This window comes from Frondihabitans cladoniiphilus (genome assembly GCF_039544345.1).
In the GTDB taxonomy this organism is placed as follows: domain Bacteria; phylum Actinomycetota; class Actinomycetes; order Actinomycetales; family Microbacteriaceae; genus Frondihabitans; species Frondihabitans cladoniiphilus.
Genome location: NZ_BAABLM010000001.1, coordinates 339,651 through 360,683 on the forward strand (window position 1 = coordinate 339,651; position 21,033 = coordinate 360,683).

At 69.6% G+C, this 21,033-nt stretch carries 17 protein-coding genes and 1 other RNA gene; 13 read left to right on the forward strand and 5 right to left on the reverse strand.

Translation table 11 applies throughout. The features are described from left to right. Positions 1-36: 36 nt before the first annotated feature. The gene (gene glgX / locus ABEA39_RS01575) at positions 37-2,100 is read right to left on the reverse strand and encodes a glycogen debranching protein GlgX (RefSeq protein WP_345372449.1); all 2,064 of its coding nucleotides are present in this window, start codon (positions 2,098-2,100) and stop codon (positions 37-39) included. Positions 2,101-2,147: 47 nt separating this feature from the next. Here glgX and ABEA39_RS01580 point away from each other — a divergent pair, with 47 nt between their 5' ends. The 9 genes from ABEA39_RS01580 to ABEA39_RS01620 all read left to right on the forward strand — a co-directional run bounded on the left by ABEA39_RS01580 (position 2,148) and on the right by ABEA39_RS01620 (position 10,178). After that, a complete protein-coding gene (locus tag ABEA39_RS01580) occupies positions 2,148-3,311 on the forward strand; it encodes a cysteine desulfurase family protein (RefSeq protein ID WP_345372452.1) in 1,164 nt (387 codons plus the stop codon). Between the two features lie 114 nt (positions 3,312-3,425). After that, positions 3,426-4,025, forward strand: a complete 600-nt coding sequence (locus tag ABEA39_RS01585) for a hypothetical protein (RefSeq protein WP_345372454.1) — start codon at positions 3,426-3,428, stop codon at positions 4,023-4,025. A gap of 67 nt (positions 4,026-4,092) precedes the next feature. Further along, positions 4,093-5,199: a peptide chain release factor 2 gene (prfB, locus tag ABEA39_RS01590; RefSeq protein WP_345372456.1), complete on the forward strand. Its 1,107-nt coding sequence runs from the start codon at positions 4,093-4,095 to the stop codon at positions 5,197-5,199. A 141-nt stretch (positions 5,200-5,340) separates the two neighbouring features. Continuing rightward, a complete protein-coding gene (gene ftsE / locus ABEA39_RS01595) occupies positions 5,341-6,162 on the forward strand; it encodes a cell division ATP-binding protein FtsE (RefSeq protein WP_345372458.1) in 822 nt (273 codons plus the stop codon). Beyond that, complete coding sequence (gene ftsX / locus ABEA39_RS01600) at positions 6,159-7,073, forward strand: permease-like cell division protein FtsX (protein ID WP_345372460.1); 915 nt, start codon at positions 6,159-6,161, stop codon at positions 7,071-7,073. The genes ftsE and ftsX overlap by 4 nt, the downstream gene beginning before the upstream one ends. A gap of 80 nt (positions 7,074-7,153) precedes the next feature. Beyond that, positions 7,154-7,630, forward strand: coding sequence for an SsrA-binding protein SmpB (gene smpB / locus ABEA39_RS01605; protein ID WP_345372462.1), 477 nt, complete (start codon positions 7,154-7,156; stop codon positions 7,628-7,630). A 90-nt stretch (positions 7,631-7,720) separates the two neighbouring features. Continuing rightward, positions 7,721-8,097, forward strand: a transfer-messenger RNA (tmRNA) gene (gene ssrA / locus ABEA39_RS01610). Between the two features lie 130 nt (positions 8,098-8,227). Further along, positions 8,228-8,842: a DedA family protein gene (locus ABEA39_RS01615; protein WP_345373902.1), complete on the forward strand. Its 615-nt coding sequence runs from the start codon at positions 8,228-8,230 to the stop codon at positions 8,840-8,842. 94 nt (positions 8,843-8,936) lie between these two features. Next, positions 8,937-10,178 (forward strand): permease, encoded by a 1,242-nt coding sequence (locus ABEA39_RS01620; protein WP_345372464.1) that lies wholly within the window; start codon positions 8,937-8,939, stop codon positions 10,176-10,178. A gap of 137 nt (positions 10,179-10,315) precedes the next feature. On the opposite strand, the gene ABEA39_RS01625 is transcribed toward ABEA39_RS01620, so the two are convergent. The 3 genes from ABEA39_RS01625 to aroA all read right to left on the reverse strand — a co-directional run bounded on the left by ABEA39_RS01625 (position 10,316) and on the right by aroA (position 14,034). Then, positions 10,316-11,149 (reverse strand): inositol monophosphatase family protein, encoded by an 834-nt coding sequence (locus ABEA39_RS01625; RefSeq protein ID WP_345372466.1) that lies wholly within the window; start codon positions 11,147-11,149, stop codon positions 10,316-10,318. 348 nt (positions 11,150-11,497) lie between these two features. Next, a complete protein-coding gene (gene rsgA, locus ABEA39_RS01630; protein WP_345372469.1) occupies positions 11,498-12,604 on the reverse strand; it encodes a ribosome small subunit-dependent GTPase A in 1,107 nt (368 codons plus the stop codon). A gap of 8 nt (positions 12,605-12,612) precedes the next feature. Next, on the reverse strand, positions 12,613-14,034 hold the full coding sequence (gene aroA, locus ABEA39_RS01635) for a 3-phosphoshikimate 1-carboxyvinyltransferase (protein ID WP_345372472.1): 1,422 nt from the start codon (positions 14,032-14,034) through the stop codon (positions 12,613-12,615). A 109-nt stretch (positions 14,035-14,143) separates the two neighbouring features. Between aroA and ABEA39_RS01640 the strand changes: the two genes are divergently transcribed. From ABEA39_RS01640 to ABEA39_RS01650, 3 genes are read left to right on the forward strand one after another with little or no spacing between them, the layout of a single operon-like run. Continuing rightward, positions 14,144-14,800, forward strand: coding sequence for a sigma-70 family RNA polymerase sigma factor (locus ABEA39_RS01640; RefSeq protein ID WP_345372474.1), 657 nt, complete (start codon positions 14,144-14,146; stop codon positions 14,798-14,800). Beyond that, on the forward strand, positions 14,797-15,039 hold the full coding sequence (locus ABEA39_RS01645) for an anti-sigma factor family protein (RefSeq protein WP_345372477.1): 243 nt from the start codon (positions 14,797-14,799) through the stop codon (positions 15,037-15,039). The genes ABEA39_RS01640 and ABEA39_RS01645 overlap by 4 nt, the downstream gene beginning before the upstream one ends. A gap of 58 nt (positions 15,040-15,097) precedes the next feature. Continuing rightward, positions 15,098-15,538, forward strand: a complete 441-nt coding sequence (locus tag ABEA39_RS01650) for a GNAT family N-acetyltransferase (RefSeq protein ID WP_345372479.1) — start codon at positions 15,098-15,100, stop codon at positions 15,536-15,538. An 86-nt stretch (positions 15,539-15,624) separates the two neighbouring features. Here ABEA39_RS01650 and ABEA39_RS01655 read toward each other — a convergent pair whose 3' ends face one another. Then, the gene (locus ABEA39_RS01655; RefSeq protein WP_345372481.1) at positions 15,625-19,389 is read right to left on the reverse strand and encodes a multifunctional oxoglutarate decarboxylase/oxoglutarate dehydrogenase thiamine pyrophosphate-binding subunit/dihydrolipoyllysine-residue succinyltransferase subunit; all 3,765 of its coding nucleotides are present in this window, start codon (positions 19,387-19,389) and stop codon (positions 15,625-15,627) included. 126 nt (positions 19,390-19,515) lie between these two features. On the opposite strand from ABEA39_RS01655, the gene guaB1 reads away from it, so the two are divergent. Then, on the forward strand, positions 19,516-20,955 hold the full coding sequence (gene guaB1 / locus ABEA39_RS01660; RefSeq protein ID WP_345372483.1) for a GMP reductase: 1,440 nt from the start codon (positions 19,516-19,518) through the stop codon (positions 20,953-20,955). The last annotated feature ends 78 nt before the right edge of the window (positions 20,956-21,033 follow it).

The window sequence follows — 21,033 nt, forward strand, 5'->3', positions numbered from 1 at the left end:
GGGACTCGCCCCGGCGTCATCGGACTCGCCTCGGCGTCATCGCACGCGCCACAGCGTCACCGTCGGTCCTCGCAGCTCGTAGACGCTGCCGGGGGCCGCGGGCGTCGGGTCGAACACGTCGCCGCTCGTCCACAGTGCCTCGTAGGCCTCGATGCCCGTCTCGACCGGCAGGGTGACCGTGGTGGCGGTCTCGGAGCCGTGGACGACGACGAGCACCCGGTTGAACTCCTCGACCTCCGGGGTCGACGCCGCTAGGTATTGGAGCGTGCGCTTGTCGGGGTCGTTCCAGTCCTCCGGGCTCATGTACCGGCCGGAGGCGTCGAACCAGCTCATGGCGGTGGCGGACAGGGTCGCGAGGCCCGGGCTGCCGAACCGCACGGGGCGCAGCGCCGGGTTCTCCCGACGCAGACGGATCAGCGCCTTCGTGTCGGCGAGCAGCGCCTCCCGCTCGTCGTCGAGCTGCCAGTCGACCCACGAGATCTCGTCGTCGCTGCAGTAGCTGTTGTTGTTGCCGCGCTGGGTGCGCCCGATCTCGTCGCCGGCGGTCAGCATCGGCACGCCCGCCGAGAGGAACAGCGTGGCCAGGAGGTTCCGGGAGGCGCGCCGCCGGGCATCCAGGATCCACGGGTTGTCGGTCGGCCCTTCCGCCCCGTGGTTGAACGAGCGGTTGTCGTCGGCGCCGTCGCGGTTCTCCTCGCCGTTGCGGAGATTGTGCTTGTGGTCGTACGCGACGACGTCGGCCAGGGTGAAGCCGTCGTGCGCCGTGATGAAGTTCACGCCCGAGAGCGGCCCGCGCTCGTGCGAGTAGATGTTGCTCGACCCGGACAGCTTCGAAGCGAAACTACCGAGACCGTTGGATGCACGGCCGTGGTGGCGGGCATCGGCGACGTCCCTCAACCAGAAGTCCCGGGCTCGGTTGCGGAACCGGTCGTTCCACTCGCTCCACCCTTCGGGGAAGTTGCCGGTCTGCCAGCCGCCGAGCCCGACGTCCCACGGCTCGGCGATCAGCTTCACGCCCTGGAGGGCGTCGTCGTCGCGGATGGCGGCGAGCAGGGGGTCGGCGCCGGAGAAGACCGCGTCGGGTCCGCGGCCGAGGGTCGCGGCGAGGTCGAACCGGAAGCCGTCGATCTGCATCTCGGTGGCCCAGTAGCGGAGGCTGTCGAGGACCAGGCGGGCGCCGGCGGGGAGGCTGGTGTCGAGCGTGTTGCCGCAGCCGGTCACGTCGATGGGTGCGCCGGTGGCGTCGTGCCGGTAGTAGGAGCCGTCGAGGCCCCGGAAGCTCGTGACCGGACCCTCCTCGCCCTCCTCCGCGGTGTGGTTGTAGACGACGTCGAGCCAGACCTCGATACCTGCGGCGTGGAGCAGGCGGACCATGCCCTTGAACTCGCGGGCGATCGCCGACGGGCCGCCGAGCTGCGCGTCCCGAGAGGCGTAGGCCGCGTGCGGGGCGAAGTACGAGAGCGTATTGTAGCCCCAGTAGTTCTCGAAGCCCTGGGCCACGAGCCGCTGCTCGTCGATGTGCTGATGGACGGGGAGGAGCTGGACGGCCGTGACGCCGAGGTCGTTCAGATAGGCGATGGTGCTCTCGTGGGCCAGCCCCGCGTAGGTTCCGCGCAGGTCTTCGGGAACGGTGGGGGAGAGCCTCGTCAAGCCCCGCACGTGCGCCTCGTAGACGACCGTGTGGTCGAGGGGCACGGCCGGTTTGGCCACGCCGCCCCAGTCGAACGACTCGTCGATGACGACGCTGCGCCATTCGCCCCGGCCGGTCTTGCCGAGCCCGCGCCCGTACGGGTCGAGGAGGTCGACGGTCGGGTCGAACGGCGTCTTCACGCCGTCGTCGCTGACGGGCTCGCCGTCGGCCCGCAGCCAGTAGCGCCGCCCTGGCACGAGACGCGGATCGCTGCCCGTCCACACGCCGTGGGGGTCGCGGATCATCGGGACGACCCGCTCCTGGGGAGCGTCGTCGATCACGAGGTCGACACCCGTCGCGGCGCCCGACCAGACGCGCAACGTCGGGCCGTTCTCACCGACCCGGAGGCCGAGGTCGTGCAGAGGATCGGCACGAAGCGGATCGTCGGGCCGGGGAGCGAGCACAGTCACGAGTCCTAGAGTAATGAACGAACGGGACACCGACGGCAGGAGGCACTTTGGCGGTCTATCTCGACCACGCGGCCACGACGCCCATGCTGCCCGAGGCCATCGACGCCTACACGGCAGCGCTGCACGGCGTGGGCAACCCGTCGTCGATCCACAGCGCCGGGCAGAACGCCAAGAGGGTGCTCGAAGAGGCGCGCGAGCGCGTCGCCGACTCCCTCGGCTGCGACCCCATCGAAGTGGTGTTCACCTCCGGCGGCACCGAGTCGGTCAACCTCGCGGTCAAGGGCCTGTGGTGGGCGCGCCAGGCCGAGAAGCCCCGCCCGCGCATCCTCGTCCCCGGCGGCGAGCACCACGCGACCGTCGACACCGTCGAGTGGCTCGAGCGCTACGAGGGGGCCGTGATCGAGTGGATCCCCCTCGACGAGCTCGGCCGGGTGCGGGTGGACGCCCTCGCTCGGGCCCTCGAGCGCTTCGACGACGTCGCGCTCGTCACCCTGCTCTGGGCCAACAACGAGGTCGGCACGATCCAGCCGATCGCCGAGGTGGTGGCGCTCGCCACGGCCCACGGCGTGCCGGTCCACTCCGACGCGGTCGCCGCCTACGGGCAGATGCCGCTCGACTTCCGTTCGACGGGCCTCGCCGCCCTGAGCGTCTCGGCGCACAAGATCGGCGGCCCCATCGGCATCGGCGCGCTCGTGCTCTCGCGCACGGCCACGGTCGTGCCGCTGATCCACGGCGGGGGCCAGCAGCGCGACGTGAGATCCGGCACGCAGGATGCCCCGGCCGCCGTCTCCTTCGCCGTCGCCGCCTCTGCGTCCCACCCGTCCTACGAGCCGCTCCGCGACCGTGTCGTCGCGGGGGTGCGAGCGGCCGTCCCCTCCGCGATCCTCCGGGGCGACCCCGTCGACCGCCTCCCGGGCAACGCGCACTTCACCTTTCCGGGCTGCGAGGGCGACTCCCTCCTCTTCCTCCTCGACGCCGCCGGGGTGTCGGTGTCGACGGGCTCGGCCTGCCAGGCCGGAATCCCCGAGGCGTCGCACGTGCTGCTCGCGATGGGGCTCAGCGACGACGAGGCCCGGGGCGCCCTGCGCATCACGGTCGGCCACACGACCACGGGGGCCGACGTCGACGCCTTCCTCGCGGCCCTGCCCGACGCCGTGGCCCGCGCCACCCGCGCCGGGTACGCCGACCGCGCGCCGCTGCTCGGCCGCTGACCGGCGCTGTCGCCGCGCCAGGCGCGCCACTGCTCGGCCCCTGACCCGCGCCGTGGCCGTGTCAGGCCGGCCGCCGACCGGCCCGATCCGGCCCGAGCGGCGCACACTCGACCGATGCAGCTCTACTCGAAGACGCCCGGAGCACGCCGCCGCCAGATCGCAGCCGATGTCGCGAGCGTCGTGGGCGTCGTCGTGTTCGCGACCACGGGCATCCTTCTCGCCGCCCTGATCCGAACACTGGGCGACCTCGGCGAGAACGTCGCCTCGGCCGGCACCTCGTTCGAGACCACCCTGGGCCGCGCGGCCCGCACCCTCGGCGGCATCCCCCTCGTCGGCGGTGCGGCGAGCTCCCCGCTCAAGGGCGCCAGCGGTGCCGGGGCGGCGCTCGCCGAGGCCGGCCGTCGCCAACAGGAGCTCGTCGGCCACGTCGCCCTCGCCGTCGGACTCGTCGTGGCGCTCGTCCCCATCGCCTTCCTGGTCGCCGGTCTCGTCGCTCGGCACCGGCGCTTCGCGCGAAAGGCCGAGGGGGTGAGGATGCTCGCCGCCTCCGACGGGGGAGTGGAGCTCCTCGCGTTCCGCGCGCTCTCCAGCTCCGACAGTGCCGCTCTCCTGCGGATCAGCCCCGACCCGGTCACGGCCTGGCGGGCGGGGGACCTGCTCGAGATGCGGCTGCTCGCCGAACTGACGCTGCGGGAGGCCGGCGTCGGCGGCTGACGCCGGGCGGTGGCGGCCCACCCGCACGGCGGCCGACGCCCGGCTCGCCCCGGTAGACTCGGGCACCATGATCGAGCTGGACTTCTCCGACAAGATCGCGGCACTGCGGTCGACCTTCTCCGACATCGCCGCGGTCATCGGACCCGACCGTCTGGCCACCGAGATCGCCGAGCTCGAGAAAGAGGCCTCCGATCCGGAGCTCTGGAACGACACCGAGAACGCCCAGCGCGTCACCAGCGACTTGAGCCACCGCAAGTCGGAGCTCGACAAGATCACCCACACCGGGCAGCGCATCGACGACCTCGAGGTTCTCGTCGAGATGGCCAACGACGGTGACGACCAAGAGAGTGCCGACGAGGCCGTGGTCGAGCTGGCGAGCATCCAGAAGATGATGGACGAGCTCGAGATCCAGACCCTGCTCGACGGCGAGTACGACCCGCGTCCCGCCGTCATCACGATCCGTGCGGGCGCCGGCGGCGTCGACGCCGCCGACTTCGCCGACATGCTGCTGCGCATGTACCTGCGGTACGCCGAGAAGCACAACTACAAGGTGACCGTGATGGACACCAGCTACGCCGAAGAGGCGGGCATCAAGTCGGCCACGTTCGAGGTCGACGCGCCCTACGCCTTCGGCACGCTCAGCGTCGAGGCCGGCACGCACCGCCTCGTGCGCATGTCGCCGTTCGGCGCGGCGGGCAAGCGCCAGACGAGCTTCGCCGCCGTCGAGGTCATTCCGCTGATGGAGGTGACCGAGGCCATCGAGATCCCGGAGAACGACATCCGCGTCGACGTCTTCCGCTCGTCGGGCCCGGGCGGCCAGTCAGTCAACACGACCGACTCCGCGGTCCGCCTCACGCACATCCCCACCGGCACCGTCGTCTCGATGCAGAACGAGAAGAGCCAGATCCAGAACCGGGCCGCGGCCATGCGCGTTCTGCAGTCGCGCCTCCTCGTGCTCCAGAAAGAGGCCGAGAACGCCAAGAAGAAAGAGCTCGCCGGCAACATCACGGCGAGCTGGGGCGACCAGATCCGCAGCTACGTGCTCGCGCCGTACCAGATGGTCAAAGACCTCCGCAGCGAGCACGAGGTGAACAACCCGTCCAACGTCTTCGACGGCGACCTCGACGGCTTCATCTCGGCGGGCATCCGCTGGCGCAAGCGCAGCGACGACTGAGCGGCGACGACTGAGCAGCGCTCAGCAACGAAGCGCCGGCGGACAGCCGCGACGGAGCGTTCGTTCAGGAGATTGCGAGGCTCGCCCGGGGAGGCGCGCCTCCTGCCGAATCGGCCTCGCCGTGCCTAGTCTTGGCCCGTCATGATTCGCTTCGATGAAGTCTCCAAGTTCTACGCCGGCAACCCTCGCCCGGCGCTCAACGGTGTCACCCTCGAGATCCTCAAGGGCGAGTTCGTCTTCCTCGTGGGCGCCTCGGGGTCGGGCAAGTCCAGCTTCCTCCGCCTCGTCCTGAAAGAGGAGAAGCCCTCCAAGGGGCAGATCCACGTGCTCGGGCAGAAGCTCGGCACCCTCTCGAGCCGCAAGGTGCCGTACTTCCGCCGCAACCTCGGCGTCGTCTTCCAGGACTTCCGGCTGCTGCCGCAGAAGTCCGTCTTCGACAACGTCGCCTTCACGCTCCAGGTGATCGGCAAGAGCCGCGGCTACATCCAGGAAGCCGTCCCGGACGTCCTCAAGATGGTCGGGCTCGCCGGAAAGGCGCAGCGCCTTCCGCACGAGCTTTCGGGTGGCGAACAGCAGCGGGTGGCCATCGCCCGCGCGATCGTCAACCGACCCGCCATCCTCCTGGCCGACGAGCCGACCGGCAACCTCGACCCGGCGACCAGCGCCGGCATCATGACCCTCCTCGACCGCATCAACGCGTCGGGCACGACCGTCCTCATGGCCACGCACGACGCCGGCATCGTCGATCAGATGCAGCGTCGGGTGATCGAACTCTCGGGCGGCACCATCGTCCGCGACGAGCGTTCCGGCGGCTACCAGACCCAGGCCGTACCGATCCAAAGGGTCGGGCAGGATGCACAGCCCGCCACTCAAGGAGTCCCCGTTCAGCAGTTCCCGGCACCCCAGCTCGATCCCACGTCCGTCGAGGCGCAGGCCGTCCCCACCTGGGGAGGCGACGAATGAGGCTCGGACTCGTCTTCGGCGAGGTCGGCAGCGGCCTCAAGCGCAACGTCTCGATGGTCGTCTCCGTCGTCCTCGTCACCTTCATCTCGCTGACCTTCGTCGGCACGGCCGTCCTGCTCCAGATGCAGATCAACCAGATGAAGGGGTACTGGTACGACAAGGCGCAGGTCGCCGTCTACCTCTGCACCGACACCGACACGACCGGCAACTGCACCGGGGCGAAGGCCACGGCCGACCAGCGGGATCAGGTCGAGGCCCAGCTCAAATCGACCACGCTCGCGCCGTACATCAAGGCCGAGTACTTCGAGACGCAGAACCAGGCCTACACGCGCTTCAAGCAGCAGTTCGCCAACAGCCCGGCCACCGAGTTCGTCCAGCCGTCGTACCTCAACGAGACGTTCTGGGTGAACCTCAAGAACCCTTCGCAGTCCGACATCCTCATCGAGAGCCTGTCGAGTCAGGCCGGCGTGCAGAGCGTCGTCGACCAGCGCGGGTACTTGCAGCCAATCTTCTCCGTGCTGAGCGCGGCCTCCTACACGGCCATCGGCATCGCTGTGCTGATGCTCATCGCGGCCGTCCTTCTCATCGCCACGACCATCCGCCTCTCGGCTTTCAGTCGAAGACGGGAGCTGGGCATCATGAGACTCGTGGGGGCGTCGAACCGGTTCATCCAGACGCCGTTCATCCTCGAGGGCGTGATCGCCGCGCTCGTGGGATCGGTCCTGGCCGGTGGGGCCATCGTGCTGATCGTGAAGTTCTTCGTGCGGGGATACCTCGCGCAGTCGTTCGCCTCGACGCCGTTCGTCGGCCTGCAAGACACCGCGTTCGTGGTACCGCTGCTGATCGTGATCGGGGCGCTGCTGGCCGCGGTGTCCGCCAACGTCGCCATCCGCCGCTACCTGAAGGTCTGACGTCGCGCGACCGCCTGCGCTATGCTGAGAGGCTGCCCGGGTTCGGGCAGCACTCCCGCAGAACCGAAAGGGCATGAGCCATGCCGAAAGACAAGGGCGAGAAGGTCGTCGCGACCAACCGTCGCGCGCGGCATGACTACCTGATCGACGACACCTATGAGGCCGGAATGGTCCTCACCGGCACCGAGGTGAAGGCGCTGCGGCAGGGCCGTGCATCCCTCGTCGACGGGTATGCGTTCGTCGACGGCGGTGAGGTCTGGCTCGACGCCGTCCACATCCCCGAGTACTTCCAGGGCACCTGGAACAATCACGCGCCGCGCCGCAAGCGCAAGCTACTGCTGCACAAAGACCAGATCGTCAAGATCAGCCACAAGACGAAAGAGGGCGGGTTCACCCTCGTCCCGATGAAGATCTACTTCTCCGACGGTCGGGCCAAGGTCGAGATCGCCGTCGCCAAGGGCAAGCGCGAGTACGACAAGCGGCAGACGCTGCGCGAGCGCACCGACAAGCGCGAGGCCGACCGGGCGATGTCGGCCCGACGCAATCTGGGCGACTAGGCTCCTAGACACTTCCGTCGTAAGATGGAGGGCTGCGAAAGCAGCAGGCATCATCACAATTCCACAGTGCTCATGACAAGGCCTCTTCGAGGGGATGATCGGTTTCGACATCGCCTGTTTGCGAACGAGAAGCGGGCCGAGGATGTGGGGTTATCTCGTAAACGCTCCCTGCAAAACAATAAGTGCCAATTCCAAGCGCACTGACTTCGCTCTCGCTGCGTAAGCAGTAGAGCCACATAAGTCCGTCGGTCCGGAGACTGCTCTCTATCCGGGTGCCGGCGTCAGCTAGAGAGCTCGCTGTGTCATTACGCCAGAGGGTGACACGGGACTCGCACTCGGGCTGGGCTCGTCGACCTAGATGCCAGTAGCAAAGGTCGGAGCCGAGTAGAACGTCTTATCTGGCTACGCCCGTAGAATGCGTACAATTTCAGCGATGGACGGGGGTTCAATTCCCCCCATCTCCACCACTGGCCTGTCATGAGCACTGTGTGATGCGCGCACGAAAGCCGTCCTTCGGGGCGGCTTTCGTCGTCGTGCGGCGTTGCAGCCCCTGCACGTTCGGAGGGGTCTCGCATCCCCGACCGTTATTCCTTGACGATGCTTCCCGATCCCGCCGCTCTGCTCGAAGGCCTCGGCCCGTGGGCCCTCGCCGGACTCTCGCTGATGATCTTCATCGAGTCCGGCGTCCTCTTCCCGTTCCTGCCCGGCGACTCGCTGCTCGTGACCGCCGGTCTGCTCCACGACGCCCTCGACCTCAGCGTCTGGGTCATCGCGATCTGCGGCTTCGTGGCGGCGGCGCTCGGCGACAGCGTCGGCTACTTCCTGGGGTCTCGGTTCGGGCGTCGTCTCTTCAAGCCCGACGCCCGCATCCTCAAGACCTCCCATCTGCGGCAGGCCGAGGAGTTCTTCGAGAAGTACGGGGGAGCAGCCCTGATCCTCGGGCGCTTCGTGCCGATCGTCCGCACCTACGTGCCGCTCGCCGCCGGTGCGACCCGTTACCGCTACCCGAAGTTCCTGCTCTTCAATCTCGTCGGAGCGGCGCTCTGGGCCGGCGGCCTCACGATCGTGGGCTCGCTTCTTTCCGGCTTCCCGGTCATCACCGAGAACATCGACGTCCTGGCGATCGTCCTGGTGCTCATCTCGGTCGTGCCGATCGCGATCCACGCCCTGCTCCAGCGGCGCAAGTCGAAGCGGGCCGCCGTCACCGGCTGAGCGGGGGATGCCCGAGCGGGCTCCCGGCGTCTGAGAGGTATACCCTCAGGGGGTATCCGCCCCGCCCGGGGCCGCCGACCGCAGGAGGGCCGCCATGTCCGTCGTCGCCTTCGTCGTCACCGAACTCCTCCGGGCCCTCGCCGCGGCGGGTTCCATGGCCTGGGAGATCCTCTGGCCGCTCGTGCTCGGCTTCGCCCTGTCCGGCGTGATCCAGGCCGTCGTCCGCACCGACCGCATCACGCGTCTCCTCGCCGACGACTCGCCGCGGGCTCTCGCGACGGCCACCGGCCTGGGCGCCCTGTCGTCGTCGTGCTCCTATGCGGCCGTCGCCCTCGCCCGCGCCCTGTTCCGCAAGGGGGCGAGCTTCTCGTCGGCGATGGCGTTCGAGGTCGCCTCCACCAACCTGGTCGTCGAGCTCGGGTTGATCCTCGCGTTCGTGCTCGGCTGGCAGTTCACGCTGGCCGAGTTCGTGGGGGGTCCGATCATGATCCTGCTGATCGCCCTGGGGTTCCGCCTGTGGATGCGCGGGCGAATCGTCGAGGCCGCGCGCGAGCAGGCCGACAAGGGGCTCGCCGGCTCGATGGAGGGCCACGCCTCGATGGACATGTCGGTACAGGGCGACGACGGGTTCTGGCGTCGCCTCCTCTCGCGGCGCGGTGTCACGGCCGTGTCGCAGTACTTCGTCATGGACTGGGCGTCGGTGCTGCGCGACATCGTGATCGGCCTGCTCATCGCGGGAGCCTTCGACGCGTGGGTGCCGAAGAGCTGGCTCCAGGCGGTGTTCGCGTCGGGCGACCCCGGCCTGTCGTTCGTCGTCGGGCCGCTGGTCGGGCCGATCCTGGCGATGGTCAGCTTCGTCTGCTCGGTCGGGAACGTGCCGCTGGCCGCCGTCCTGTGGAACGGGGGAATCAGCTTCGGCGGAGTGATCAGCTTCGTCTTCGCCGACCTGATCATCGTGCCCATCATCCTGATCTACCGGCGCTACTACGGCGGGCGGGCGGCCCTGCGGATCACGGCCGTGTTCTACGGGGCGATGGTCGTGGCGGGTTACCTGGTCGAGCTGATCTTCACGCCGCTGCGCCTGGTGCCGACGAACCGCTCGGTGGTGGTGCTCGACGCCGGCGTCTCGTGGGACTACACGACGTGGCTGAACATCGTGTTCCTCGCCCTCGCTGCGGTCTTGCTGGTCGTCTTCGTCCGGTCGGGGAGCTGGTCGATGCTGCGGATGATGGGCGGGGCCCCGGGCGAACCGAGTGCGGGCGATGCCGACGGCGCTCCGGCACACGACCACGCGGGGATGCACGGCCACGCGGGGGTGCACGGGGACGACCGCTGATCGACGGCGTCCAGTGGGCGCAATCGGCCGCCTCCGCGTGTGGGGCCGGCCGTTTGCGCCCACTCGCGTGCCCGCAGGCGGCAGCGGCTGGCGGCGCCGGCACGCGCGAGCCAGAAGCAGTGCTGCGGCGACGGCCGCTAGGGGCGCGCGAAGGCGGCGACGGCCGCGTCGTGCAGGAGGCCATTGGTGGCGAGGGCGCTACCGTGCCAGATGCCGGGCTCGCCGTCGACGCTCGAGAAGCGTCCGCCCGCCTCGGTCACGATCGGCACCAGCGCCGCCATGTCGTACGGGGCCAGCCCGGGCTCGCCGGTGACGTCGACGGCGCCCTCCGCCACGAGCATGTACGGCCAGAAGTCGCCGAAGGCCCGGGTCCGCCAGACGGTTCCAGCGAGCGACAGCAGCTGCTCGGTGCGGCCGTCGTCGATCCAGTACTGCAGGCCGTTGTAGCTGAGGGAGGCGTCGGCGAGGGTCTTCACCGTCGAGACGCGGAGCTGGGCATCCCTGTCGCTCGCGAAGGCTCCGCCGCCGAGGGAACCCCACCACCGGCGACCCAGTGCGGGGGCGCTGACCACCCCGACCACGGGCGCGCCGTCGACTACCAGAGCGATCAACGTGGCCCAGATCGGCACGCCCCTCAAGAAGTTGGCGGTGCCGTCGATGGGGTCGACGATCCACTGCCGGTGCGTGTGCTCGGGGTCGGCGGGAACGCCTTCGGCTGCAGCGGTCTCCTCGCCGTAGAAGGCGTCGTCGGGTCGGACCTCGGCGAGGCGGGAACGGAGGATGCGCTCCACTCGCTGGTCGGCATCGGTCACGTGGGTGTGGTCCGCCTTGAGCGTCACGTCGAGGTCGGCCGCCCGGTAGCGCTCGAGGCTGACGGCGTCGGCGTCGTCGGCCAGCGCGAGAGCGAGGGCGAGGTCGGCGGCGTACGGCGCGGCGGCGCCTGCGGGGGAGTCGGCGGCAGAGTCGGTCACCCGATCAGCGTATCGAGCCCCTGGGCGGCTTCGCCCCCGCCGGATCGGCGGGCCCCCGCTGAATCGGCACAAGCCCGTCGGAGCGGCGAAGCCCCCGTCATTTCGGCGGGCCCCCTCCATCGCGGCAGGCAGGCCCCCGCTGAATCGGCACAACCCCGCCGGGATAGCCGAGGGGCCTCGCCGGATCGAAGGGGGTCGGCGCGCGCGGCAGGGTGCGTGTGCGAGGCGGCGGCGGGCGAGGGTCGGGCGGCAGGGTGCGAGAGCGCGATGTCATCAGGCCGGCGCCGAATCACCAGGCCGGCGCCGAAGAGGCGGAGGGACGCCCGGCTGACGACAGGGCGGCGAGAGCTAGCCCTTGCTGACCAGCAGCGCTTGCAGGCTCTCGATCCGCTCGCGGCCGACGTCGCCGAGCTCGCCGCCCTCGACGCGGTCGACGATCTCCCAGTCGTGGGCCTGGTCGAGGGGGATCCCCCCGGGCGGCTGGTAGCCCTCCGGGAAGACCGCATGCGACGCGAACGACTGCAGGATGTTCTCGGGGTTCACGTGCCCGAGTCCGAACGAGCGCACGCCGGGCGTGTCGATGATCCAGCCGCCCGAGGGCACCTTGAACGAGACCGTCGATGACGACGTGTGACGCCCGCGACCGGTGACGGTGTTGACGACGCCGACCGCCCGCTTCGAGCCGGTCAGGGCGTTCACGAGGGTCGACTTGCCGACGCCGGAGTGGCCGACCGTGACGGTGACGTGGCCATCGAGTACCCGGCGGAGCTCCCGCAGCTCGGGCGACTCGGCACGCGCCGCTTCCGAGTCGGGCTCGGCTCCGGCCGCCGCCGTGTCGAAGGCGGTCGAGGTCGAGGTGAGGATGCGCAGGTCGAGGCAGGAGAAATGGGCCGCGAAGGGCGCGGGGTCGGCCAGGTCGGTCTTGGTGATGACGAGGATCGGCTCCACCCCGGCGTCGAACGCGGCCACCATGTAGCGGTCGACCAGCCGCGAGCGGGGCTCGGGGTCGGCGGCGGCCACCACGATGAGCATCTGGTCGGCGTTGGCCACGATGACACGCTCGACGGAGTCACTGTCGTCGGCGGACCGGCGCAGCAGGGTCGAGCGCTCGTGCACCCGGACGATGCGGGCCAACGACCCCTCGGCGCCGCTCGTGTCGCCGACGATGTCGACGCGGTCGCCGGTGACGACGGACTTCTTGCCCAGCTCGCGGGCCCGGGCGGTCGTGATCTCGCGCTCGTCGGGCGTGCCCGCGTCGAGCAGCACGCCGTAGCGGCCGCGGTCGACCGTCCAGACGACGCCTTCGATGGCTTCGGCGTAGGCGGGGCGCTGCTTCGTCCGCGGACGGTTGCCCTTGGGGTTCGGGCGTACCCGCACCGAGCTCTCGTCGTACTCGCCGTACTCGCGCTCGTCCTCGACGCCGTCGGCCTCTTCGCCGTCACTCCACCACGACATCGCGCGGCCTACAGGAATCCGAGCAGGTCGACGTCGGCCGCACTCGTCGACACCTTGCGGCCGAGCAGCTCGGTCCAGAGGTCGACGAACTGCGGAAGCGTCTTCGAGACCACGCGGACGTCGTCGAGTTCGACGTTCGGCACGGCGAGCCCGATGATCGCGGCGGCGTGCGCCATCCGGTGGTCTTCGTAGGTGCGCCATTGGCCGGCGTGCAGAGGAGAGGGCTCGAGGTGGAGACCGTCCTCGAGTTCGGTGACGCTGCCGCCCAATCCGTTGATCTCGGCTGCGAGAGCGGCCAGGCGGTCGGTCTCGTGACCGCGGAGGTGCCCGATGCCGGTGATGGTGGACGGGCCCGAGGCGAGGGCGCAGAGGGCCACGAGCGCGGGCGCCAGTTCTCCGCCGCGCGACAGGTCGACCTCGACCCCGGGCAGCGAGCCGCCGCCGATCAGACCGTCGCCCCCGTCGACCGTGAGGATGCTCGTCTCGGCGTCGTACGTGACGACGGCGCCCCACAGCGGCAGAAGCTCGCGCAGGTCGGCTCCGACCTGAGTGGTGTCGGCGGGCCAGTGCTTGATCGACACCGTGCCTCCGGCGACCAGCGCGGCCACGAGGAACGGAGCGGCGTTCGAGAGGTCGGGCTCGATGACCACGTCGCGGCCGCGGATGGGGGCGGGCGGCACGACCCACACGCCGGGCTCGGGCGAGTCGACGACGACGCCGCGAGAGGCGAGGGCGTCGATCGTCATCTCGATGTGCGGCATGCTCGGCAGCTTCTCGCCGGTGTGGCGCAGGGTCAGCCCCTTCGTGAAGCGCGGGGCGGACAGCAGGAGGCCGGAGACGAACTGGCTCGAGGCCGAGGCGTCGATCGCGATCTCGCCGCCTTCGATCTCGCCCGTGCCGTAGAGCCGGAACGGCAGCGTCCCCCGGCCGTCGTCGCTGACGTCGACTCCGAGGGCGCGCAACGACTCGATGGTGGTCTTCATGGGGCGTCGTCGGGCGTTGACGTCGCCGTCGAACGTGACCGGCCCCTGGGCGAGAGCGGCGAACGGGGGCAGGAAGCGCATGACGGTCCCGGCGAGGCCGCAGTCGATCGACGTGCCGCCCTCGATCGGTGCCGGCGTGACCGTGAGGTCGGGCCCGAACGGTTCGTCGCCGGGCACCTCCTCGATACCGGCGCCCAGGTCTTTCAGCGCCTGGATCATCAGGGCCGAATCGCGTGAGTGCAGGGGGGCAGTGAGGGTCGAGGGATGCTCGGCGAGGGCCGACAGCACCAGCTCGCGATTCGTCAACGACTTCGACCCCGGCAGCGAGAGAGTCGCGCGCACCGGACCCTGCACCGTGGGCGCCACCCAGAACCCCTCGTCGACTTCGGGCTCGCGCCGATCGTCGTAGGGATTGAACTCGGGGTCGGAATACCTGAATACCTGCATCGGTTGTCAGGGTAGTACAGCGACGCCCTGCGAACCGCGCGAAGGAGGACTCATGCCCGTTGCCACTGCACCGGTTGCCATCGACGTCACCGAACTAGAATCGGCTGCGATGAGCACCCCCGACGGCGAGCACGACTCGTCCCCCACCACCACCAGCGATGCCGCCGCCGAGGCGGCCGACGCCAAGCGCGCCCTCTTCGAAGAGCAGGCGCTCCCGTTCATGGACCAGCTCTACGCGGCCGGAATGCGCATGACCCGCAACCCCGCCGACGCCTCCGACCTCGTCCAGGAGACCTACGTCAAGGCGTTCGCCGCCTTCGCCCAGTTCACGCAGGGCACGAACCTCAAGGCGTGGCTGTACCGCATCTTGACGAACACCTTCATCAACACGTATCGCAAGAAGCAGCGCGACCCCTACCAGGGCACGATCGACGAGCTCGAAGACTGGCAGCTCGGGGGAGCATCCTCCGCCACCCTCTCGACCACGTCGCGCTCGGCCGAGGCCGAGGCCATCGACCACCTGCCCGACAGCGCGGTCAAAGACGCGCTGCAGAAGGTCCCCGAAGACTTCCGTCTGGCCGTGTACCTGGCCGACGTCGAGGGCTTCTCCTACCAGGAGATCGCCGACATCATGAAGACGCCCGTGGGCACGGTGATGAGCCGGCTCCACCGCGGTCGTCGCCTCCTGCGAGAACTGCTGGCCGACTACGCACGCGACCGAGGCATCGCTGTGCCGGCCCCGACCACGAAGGGAACCAAGAAATGACCGACTGCGGGTGCGACAAGGCCAAGGCCGAACTCGAGGAATACCTCCACAACGAACTGGCCCGCGATGATGCGGCCGACATTCGTGAGCACATGAAGACCTGTGTCGACTGCTCCAGCGAGCTCCACGTCAACGTCGTCATGACCGAGGCCGTGCAGCGCGCGTGCCGTGAGACCGCGCCCGAAGACCTCCGTCTCCAGGTGCTCTCGAAGCTGCGCGACCTCCAGGCGACGCACTAGCTCCTCGCTCGTGGGCCCGGCCGCGTCACACGGTTCGAGCCTGCGGTAGTTTCGGGGGATGACCGCGTCCGTCGAGCCCCTGGGCATCCCCTCCTCCTCCGACCTCGACGACCTCGTGTCGCTCATCCGGTCGCTCGGCTACACCCTCGACGCCCCGGCCCTGTCCGCGCGGCTCACCCGGCTGACCCTCGAGGCCGGGCACGAGACCTGGGTGATCCGCGACGACGCGGGTCGCATCGCAGCCGTCGCGGGGGCGCACGTGATGTGGGCCTACAACACCGACGCCCCCACGGCGCAGCTCCTGCTGCTCGTCGTCCGCGCCGATGCGCGTCGCGACGGCGTCGGGTCGCAGTTGCTCTCGCACTTCGAGGCCTGGGCTCGCTCGCACGAGGCGTCCACCCTGAGCGCCGTCTCGGCGGCGGCGACCGACTCGGCGCACCGCTTCTACCAGAAGCGCGGCTACCACGAGTCCGGTACCCGGTACGCGAAGCTCGCCTGACGGGGGATGCACGGGGCGATGCACGGAGCGAGGCAAGCCGAAGGCCGCCGCCCCCGCAGGGGACGACGGCCTTCGGCGGACTCGACCTAGAGCGAGAGCGCCCGGTCGAGCAGGTCGGCCAGCTCGGCCGCACTGCGCTTCGCGGAGCCGGCGGCGGGAGAGGCCGAGGCGGGACGCGACGCGACCGTGATCGTGCGTCCGCCGAGCTGCGGCTGCAGCTCGAGGGCGACGAACGGCCAGGCACCCTGGTTTTCGGGCTCTTCTTGCGCCCAGACGAGCTCGGCCGACGGGTAGCGGTCGAGCACCGCGCGGATCTCGGCGAGGGGCAGCGGATAGAGCTGCTCGAGACGGACCAGGGCGATGTCGTCGGCGTCGACGCCGCGCTTGTCGAGCTCGGCCTTGAGGTCGTAGTGGATCTTGCCGGAGTGCAGCACGACCTTCTTCGCCTTCGAAGGATCGGTGACCCGCGTGCAGTCGAGCACGGGTTCGAATCGGCCGGTCGTGAACGCCTCGACGTCGCTGGTCGCACCGCGGAGTCGCAGCATGGCCTTCGGGGTGAAGACGATGAGCGGGCGGCGCGGACGGGCGTAGGCCTGGCGACGCAACAGGTGGAAGTACGAGGCCGGGGTCGAGGGGCGGGCCACGGTCATGTTGTTCTCGGCGCAGAGCTGCAGGTAGCGCTCGATGCGCGCCGAGGAGTGGTCCGGACCCTGGCCCTCGTAGCCGTGCGGGAGCAGGAGGACGACGCTCGAGCGCTGCCCCCACTTCTGCTCGGCGCTGGAGATGAACTCGTCGACGATGGTCTGCGCCCCGTTCGCGAAGTCGCCGAACTGCGCCTCCCAGAGCACCAGGGCGTCGGCCCGCTCGACCGAGTAACCGTACTCGAAGCCCATCGCCGCGTACTCGCTCAGCAGCGAGTCGTAGATCCAGAGCTTCGCCTGGTTGTCGGTGACGTTCTGAAGGGGGATCCACTCCTGGTCGTTCTCGCGGTCGTGCAGGACGGCGTGCCGCTGGACGAACGTGCCGCGCCTCGTGTCTTGACCGGCGAAGCGCACCGGGGTGCCCTCGGTCAGGAGCGAGCCGATCGCGAGCAGCTCGCCGAAGGCCCAGTCGATCTGGCCGGTCCGGCTCATGTCCGCGCGCTTCTTCAAGAGCTGCTGGAGCTTCGGGTGGACCGTGAAGCCCGCCGGCGGGTTGTCGAAGGAGTCGCCGATCGCGTGGATCAGCGAGGTGTCGACGGCCGTGGAGAACTCGTCGCCCTTGGCCGAGTCGTCCTGCTGCGCGGCCGGACGCTCGAGGTCGGCGACCGCGTGGGCGTCGCCGGTGACGATCGGGATGGACCCGGTCTGTGCGGCGTGCGTCTCGGCGAAGGCCTGCTCGAGCTGGTTCTGGAAGTCGGCGTGAGCGCCCTCGTACTCCTCCTGGGTGATGTCGCCGCGGCCGACGAGCGCCTCGGTGTAGAGGGTGCGGACGCTGCGCTTGGCCTCGATGAGGTTGTACATCAGCGGCTGGGTCATCGACGGGTCGTCGCCCTCGTTGTGACCGCGGCGGCGGTAGCAGATGAGGTCGATGACGACGTCGCGCTTGAACTCCTGGCGGTACGCGAACGCGAGCTCGGCGACGCGGGCGACGGCCTCGGGGTCGTCGCCGTTGACGTGGAAGATCGGAGCCTGGATGGTCTTCGCGACGTCGGTCGAGTAGACGGAGGTCCGACCTTCTGAGGGGGAGGTGGTGAACCCGACCTGGTTGTTGATCACGATGTGGATCGTGCCGCCCACGCGGTACCCGCGGAGCTGCGACATCTGCATCGTCTCGACCACGATGCCCTGGCCGGCCATCGCCGCGTCACCGTGCACGAGGAGCGGGAGGACAGCGAACGAGCCGGGCTCCTGGCGGTCCTGCTTGGCGCGGACGATGCCCTCGAGCACGCCGTCGCCGGCTTCGAGGTGCGAGGGGTTGGCGGCGATGTAGACGGGGATCTTGACGCCGGCGGCGGAGACGAACTCGCCCTCGGTGCCGAGGTGGTACTTGACGTCGCCGGAGCCCTGGACGGTCTTGGGGTCTTGCGTGCCCTCGAACTCGCGGAAGATCTGGCCGTAGGTCTTGCCGGCGATGTTCGTCAGCACGTTGAGGCGACCGCGGTGGGCCATGCCGATGGCGACCTCGGAGAGGCCCGCCGTCGCGGCGTCCTGGATGATCGTGTCGAGGAGCGAGATCGCGGACTCGCCGCCCTCGAGGCTGAAGCGTTTCTGACCGACGTACTTGGTCTGCAGGAAGGTCTCGAACGCCTCGGCCTCGTTGAGCTTGCCGAGGATGCGCATCTGGTCGTCGTGCGTCGGCTTCGTGTACGGCACCTCGACGTGCTCCTGGACCCAGCGGCGCTGCGCGGGGTCTTGGATGTGCATGTACTCGATGCCGATGGTGCGGCAGTAGGAGTCGCGGAGGACGCCGAGGATCTCGCGGAGCAGCATGCCCGGCTTGCCCCCGAACCCGCCGGTGACGAACTCGCGGTCGAGATCCCACAGGGTGAGGCCGTGACGCTCGATCTCGAGGTCGGGGTGCGTGCGCTGGCGGTACTCGAGCGGGTCGATGTCGGCCATCAGGTGACCGCGGACGCGGTAGCTGTTGATCAGCTCCTGCACGCGGGCGGTCTTGCCGACGCGCTCGGCGAGGTTGACGTTGATGTCGGGGTTCCAGCGGATCGGCGCGTAGGGGATGCGCAGGTCGCTGAAGACGTCCTCGTAGAAGTCGTTCTCGCCGATGAGCAGCGAGTGCACGATCTTGAGGAACTCGCCGGAACCCGCACCCTGGATCACCCGGTGGTCGTAGGTCGAGGTCAGGGTGATGGTCTTGCCGATGCCGAGCTCGACGAGGGTCTTGGGAGCCGAGCCCTGGAACTGCGCCGGGTACTCGAGCGCGCCGGCGCCGATGATGGTGCCGGCACCCTTCATCAGCCGGGGCACGCTGTGCTCGGTGCCGATCCCGCCGGGGTTCGTCAGCGAGATCGTGTTGCCGGCGAAGTCGTCGGCGGTGAGCTTGTTGGCGCGGGCCTTCTTGACGATCTCTTCGTAGGCGGCGACGAACTGGGCGAAGTTCAGCGTCTCGCACTTCTTGATGCCGGGGACGAGCAGGGCGCGAGTGCCGTCGGGCTTCGGGATGTCGATGGCGAGACCGAGGTTGATGTGCGCGGGCGTGACGACCGACGGCTTGCCGTCGACCACGTCGTAGTAGACATTCTGGCTCGGGAACCGCTTCAGAGCCTGGACCAGCGCCCAGCCGATGAGGTGCGTGAAGGAGACCTTGCCGCCGCGGGCGCGCTTGAGGTTGTTGTTGATGACGATCCGGTTGTCGATCAGCAGGGTCGCCGGGATCGTGCGGACGCTCGTGGCCGTGGGGACGGTCAGGCTGGCGTCCATGTTGGTCGCGAGGCTCTTCGCCATGCCGCGAAGCGGCTGCACCTGGTTCTCGGACTCGGGCTTCGGCTGCTCGCTCGCCTTGGCGTCGGGCTTGGTCGGGGCGTCGGCCGGGATGGGCTTCTCTTTCGGCTCGACCGAGGTGGTGCGCGCCGCGACGACCGGCGTCGACGCCGGGGCTGCGGCGGCCGGCTCAGCGGCGGGAGCGACGGCGGGCGCCGGGGCCCCGGTCGCAGGAGAGGACGAGGACGGCGAGGGCGGGGACGACGGGGCGTCGGACGCGTCGGCGGACCGATAGCTCTCGAGGAGCGGCCACCAGGACTTGTCCACCGAGTTCTTGTCCGCGACGAACTGCTCGTACATCTCGTCGACGAGCCATTCGTTGGCTCCGAACTCCGCAGCACCCTCGTCAGTCGTACCGGTCACGTGGCTTGACACAGCCGATCGCCCACTCTCCGTTGATTGTTGATCAGTCTCCGGGCCTCCTGCGGCCCGTTGCCTTCCAAGAGTAATCGTTAGGACCGCACGGGGTGGGAGCTTCCCGCAAGGTTTAGTTTGTCTGGCATGAGGTTCTACGAGACGACACCGACGCACGATCTGACCTATTCCGACGTGTTCCTCGTCCCGTCACGGTCGGCGGTCACGTCGCGGTTGGACGTGTCGCTCGCTCCCGACGACGGCACGGGGGCGAGCATCCCCCTGGTCTCGGCCAACATGAACTCGGTGACGGGCCCGCGTCTCGCCGCCACCCTGGCGCGTCGCGGAGGCCTCGGGGTCCTGCCGCAGGACATGCACCTGCAAGACCTCGATGCGGCGATCCGCTGGGTCAAGGAGCAGCCGGTCGGCTACGACACGCCGTACGCCATGGCGCCGTCCGACACGGTCGAGGATGCCCGGGCCACTCTTCCGTCGACCGAGGGGCACGGCATCGTCCTCCACGAGGCCGACGGCACCTTCGTCGGCTGCATCCCGGCGACGCGCCTGGGGTCCGCCGCCCGGGACGCGACGCTCGGCGACCTGGTCCACGGATCGCTCGCCTCGCTCGACGCCGACGACCTCGACGGGCCCCGCGCCGCCTTCGACCTGCTGGTCGCCGCCGACCTCGACTTCGCGCCCGTGCTCCACCAGGGGCACGTCATCGGCACGATCAGCCGCAAGAGCGCGCTGCGGTCCACGCTCTACACGCCGGCCGTCGACGCGTCGGGGCGGCTGCGCGTCGCTGCGGCGGTCGGCGTGAACGGCGACGTCGCCGACAAGGTGAAGGCGCTGGCGGCGGCGGGCGTCGACGTGCTCGTGCTCGACACGGCGCACGGCCACCAGGACGCCATGATCCGAGCGATCGCCGAGGTCAAGGCCCTGGGGCTCGGGATCCCGATCGTCGCCGGGAACGTCGTCACCGCCGAGGCCGTCCGACACCTCGTCAACGCCGGAGCCGACATCGTGAAGGTCGGGGTCGGCTTGGGCGCGATGTGCACGACCCGCATGATGACCGCCGTCGGACGCCCGCAGTTCTCGGCCGTAATCGAGACGGCCGAGACCGCCCGCTCCCTCGGGGCGCACGTCTGGGCCGACGGCGGGGTCCGCTACCCGCGCGACGTGGCCCTGGCCCTGGCCGCGGGGGCCGCCTCCGTGATGATCGGCTCCTGGTTCGCCGGCACGATCGAGGCCCCCGGCGAGCTCGCGACCGACGAGGCGGGCGCGGTCTACAAGGAGAGCTGGGGGATGGCCTCGACGAAGGCCGTGCAGAGCCGGTTCGAGCGGCTCGACCCGTACGAACTCGCGCGCAAGACGCTCTTCGCCGAGGGCATCTCGTCGTCGCGCATCTACCTCGACCCGCTTCGGCCTTCCCTCGAAGACCTCCTCGACATGATCACGTCCGGCGTGCGCAGCTCGTTCACCTACGCCGGTGCGCGAAGCGTGCCCGAGTTCCGCGAGCGGGCCCTGGTGGGCATCCAGTCGGCCGCGGGCTACGAGGAGGGCAAGGCCCTCCCGGTCTCGTGGTGACTCCGGTCTGCGAGTGACGCGACGGCCCCGGCAGGCGACAGGCTGAAAGGCGATGAGCGCGGGATGCTCGGGGTGATT

Excerpts from the sequence above, each read along its gene's own strand:
- ABEA39_RS01640 (WP_345372474.1), top strand. The coding sequence starts at position 14,144 with ATGAGCACCCCCGACGGCGAGCACGACTCGTCCCCCACCACCACCAGC.
- rsgA (WP_345372469.1), bottom strand. The coding sequence starts at position 12,604 with ATGTCGTGGTGGAGTGACGGCGAAGAGGCCGACGGCGTCGAGGACGAG.
- ABEA39_RS01620 (WP_345372464.1), top strand. The coding sequence starts at position 8,937 with ATGTCCGTCGTCGCCTTCGTCGTCACCGAACTCCTCCGGGCCCTCGCC.
- prfB (WP_345372456.1), top strand. The coding sequence starts at position 4,093 with ATGATCGAGCTGGACTTCTCCGACAAGATCGCGGCACTGCGGTCGACC.
- smpB (WP_345372462.1), top strand. The coding sequence starts at position 7,154 with ATGCCGAAAGACAAGGGCGAGAAGGTCGTCGCGACCAACCGTCGCGCG.
- aroA (WP_345372472.1), bottom strand. The coding sequence starts at position 14,034 with ATGCAGGTATTCAGGTATTCCGACCCCGAGTTCAATCCCTACGACGAT.
- ftsE (WP_345372458.1), top strand. The coding sequence starts at position 5,341 with ATGATTCGCTTCGATGAAGTCTCCAAGTTCTACGCCGGCAACCCTCGC.
- ABEA39_RS01650 (WP_345372479.1), top strand. The coding sequence starts at position 15,098 with ATGACCGCGTCCGTCGAGCCCCTGGGCATCCCCTCCTCCTCCGACCTC.
- ABEA39_RS01645 (WP_345372477.1), top strand. The coding sequence starts at position 14,797 with ATGACCGACTGCGGGTGCGACAAGGCCAAGGCCGAACTCGAGGAATAC.
- ftsX (WP_345372460.1), top strand. The coding sequence starts at position 6,159 with ATGAGGCTCGGACTCGTCTTCGGCGAGGTCGGCAGCGGCCTCAAGCGC.
- ABEA39_RS01585 (WP_345372454.1), top strand. The coding sequence starts at position 3,426 with ATGCAGCTCTACTCGAAGACGCCCGGAGCACGCCGCCGCCAGATCGCA.
- guaB1 (WP_345372483.1), top strand. The coding sequence starts at position 19,516 with ATGAGGTTCTACGAGACGACACCGACGCACGATCTGACCTATTCCGAC.
- ABEA39_RS01615 (WP_345373902.1), top strand. The coding sequence starts at position 8,228 with ATGCTTCCCGATCCCGCCGCTCTGCTCGAAGGCCTCGGCCCGTGGGCC.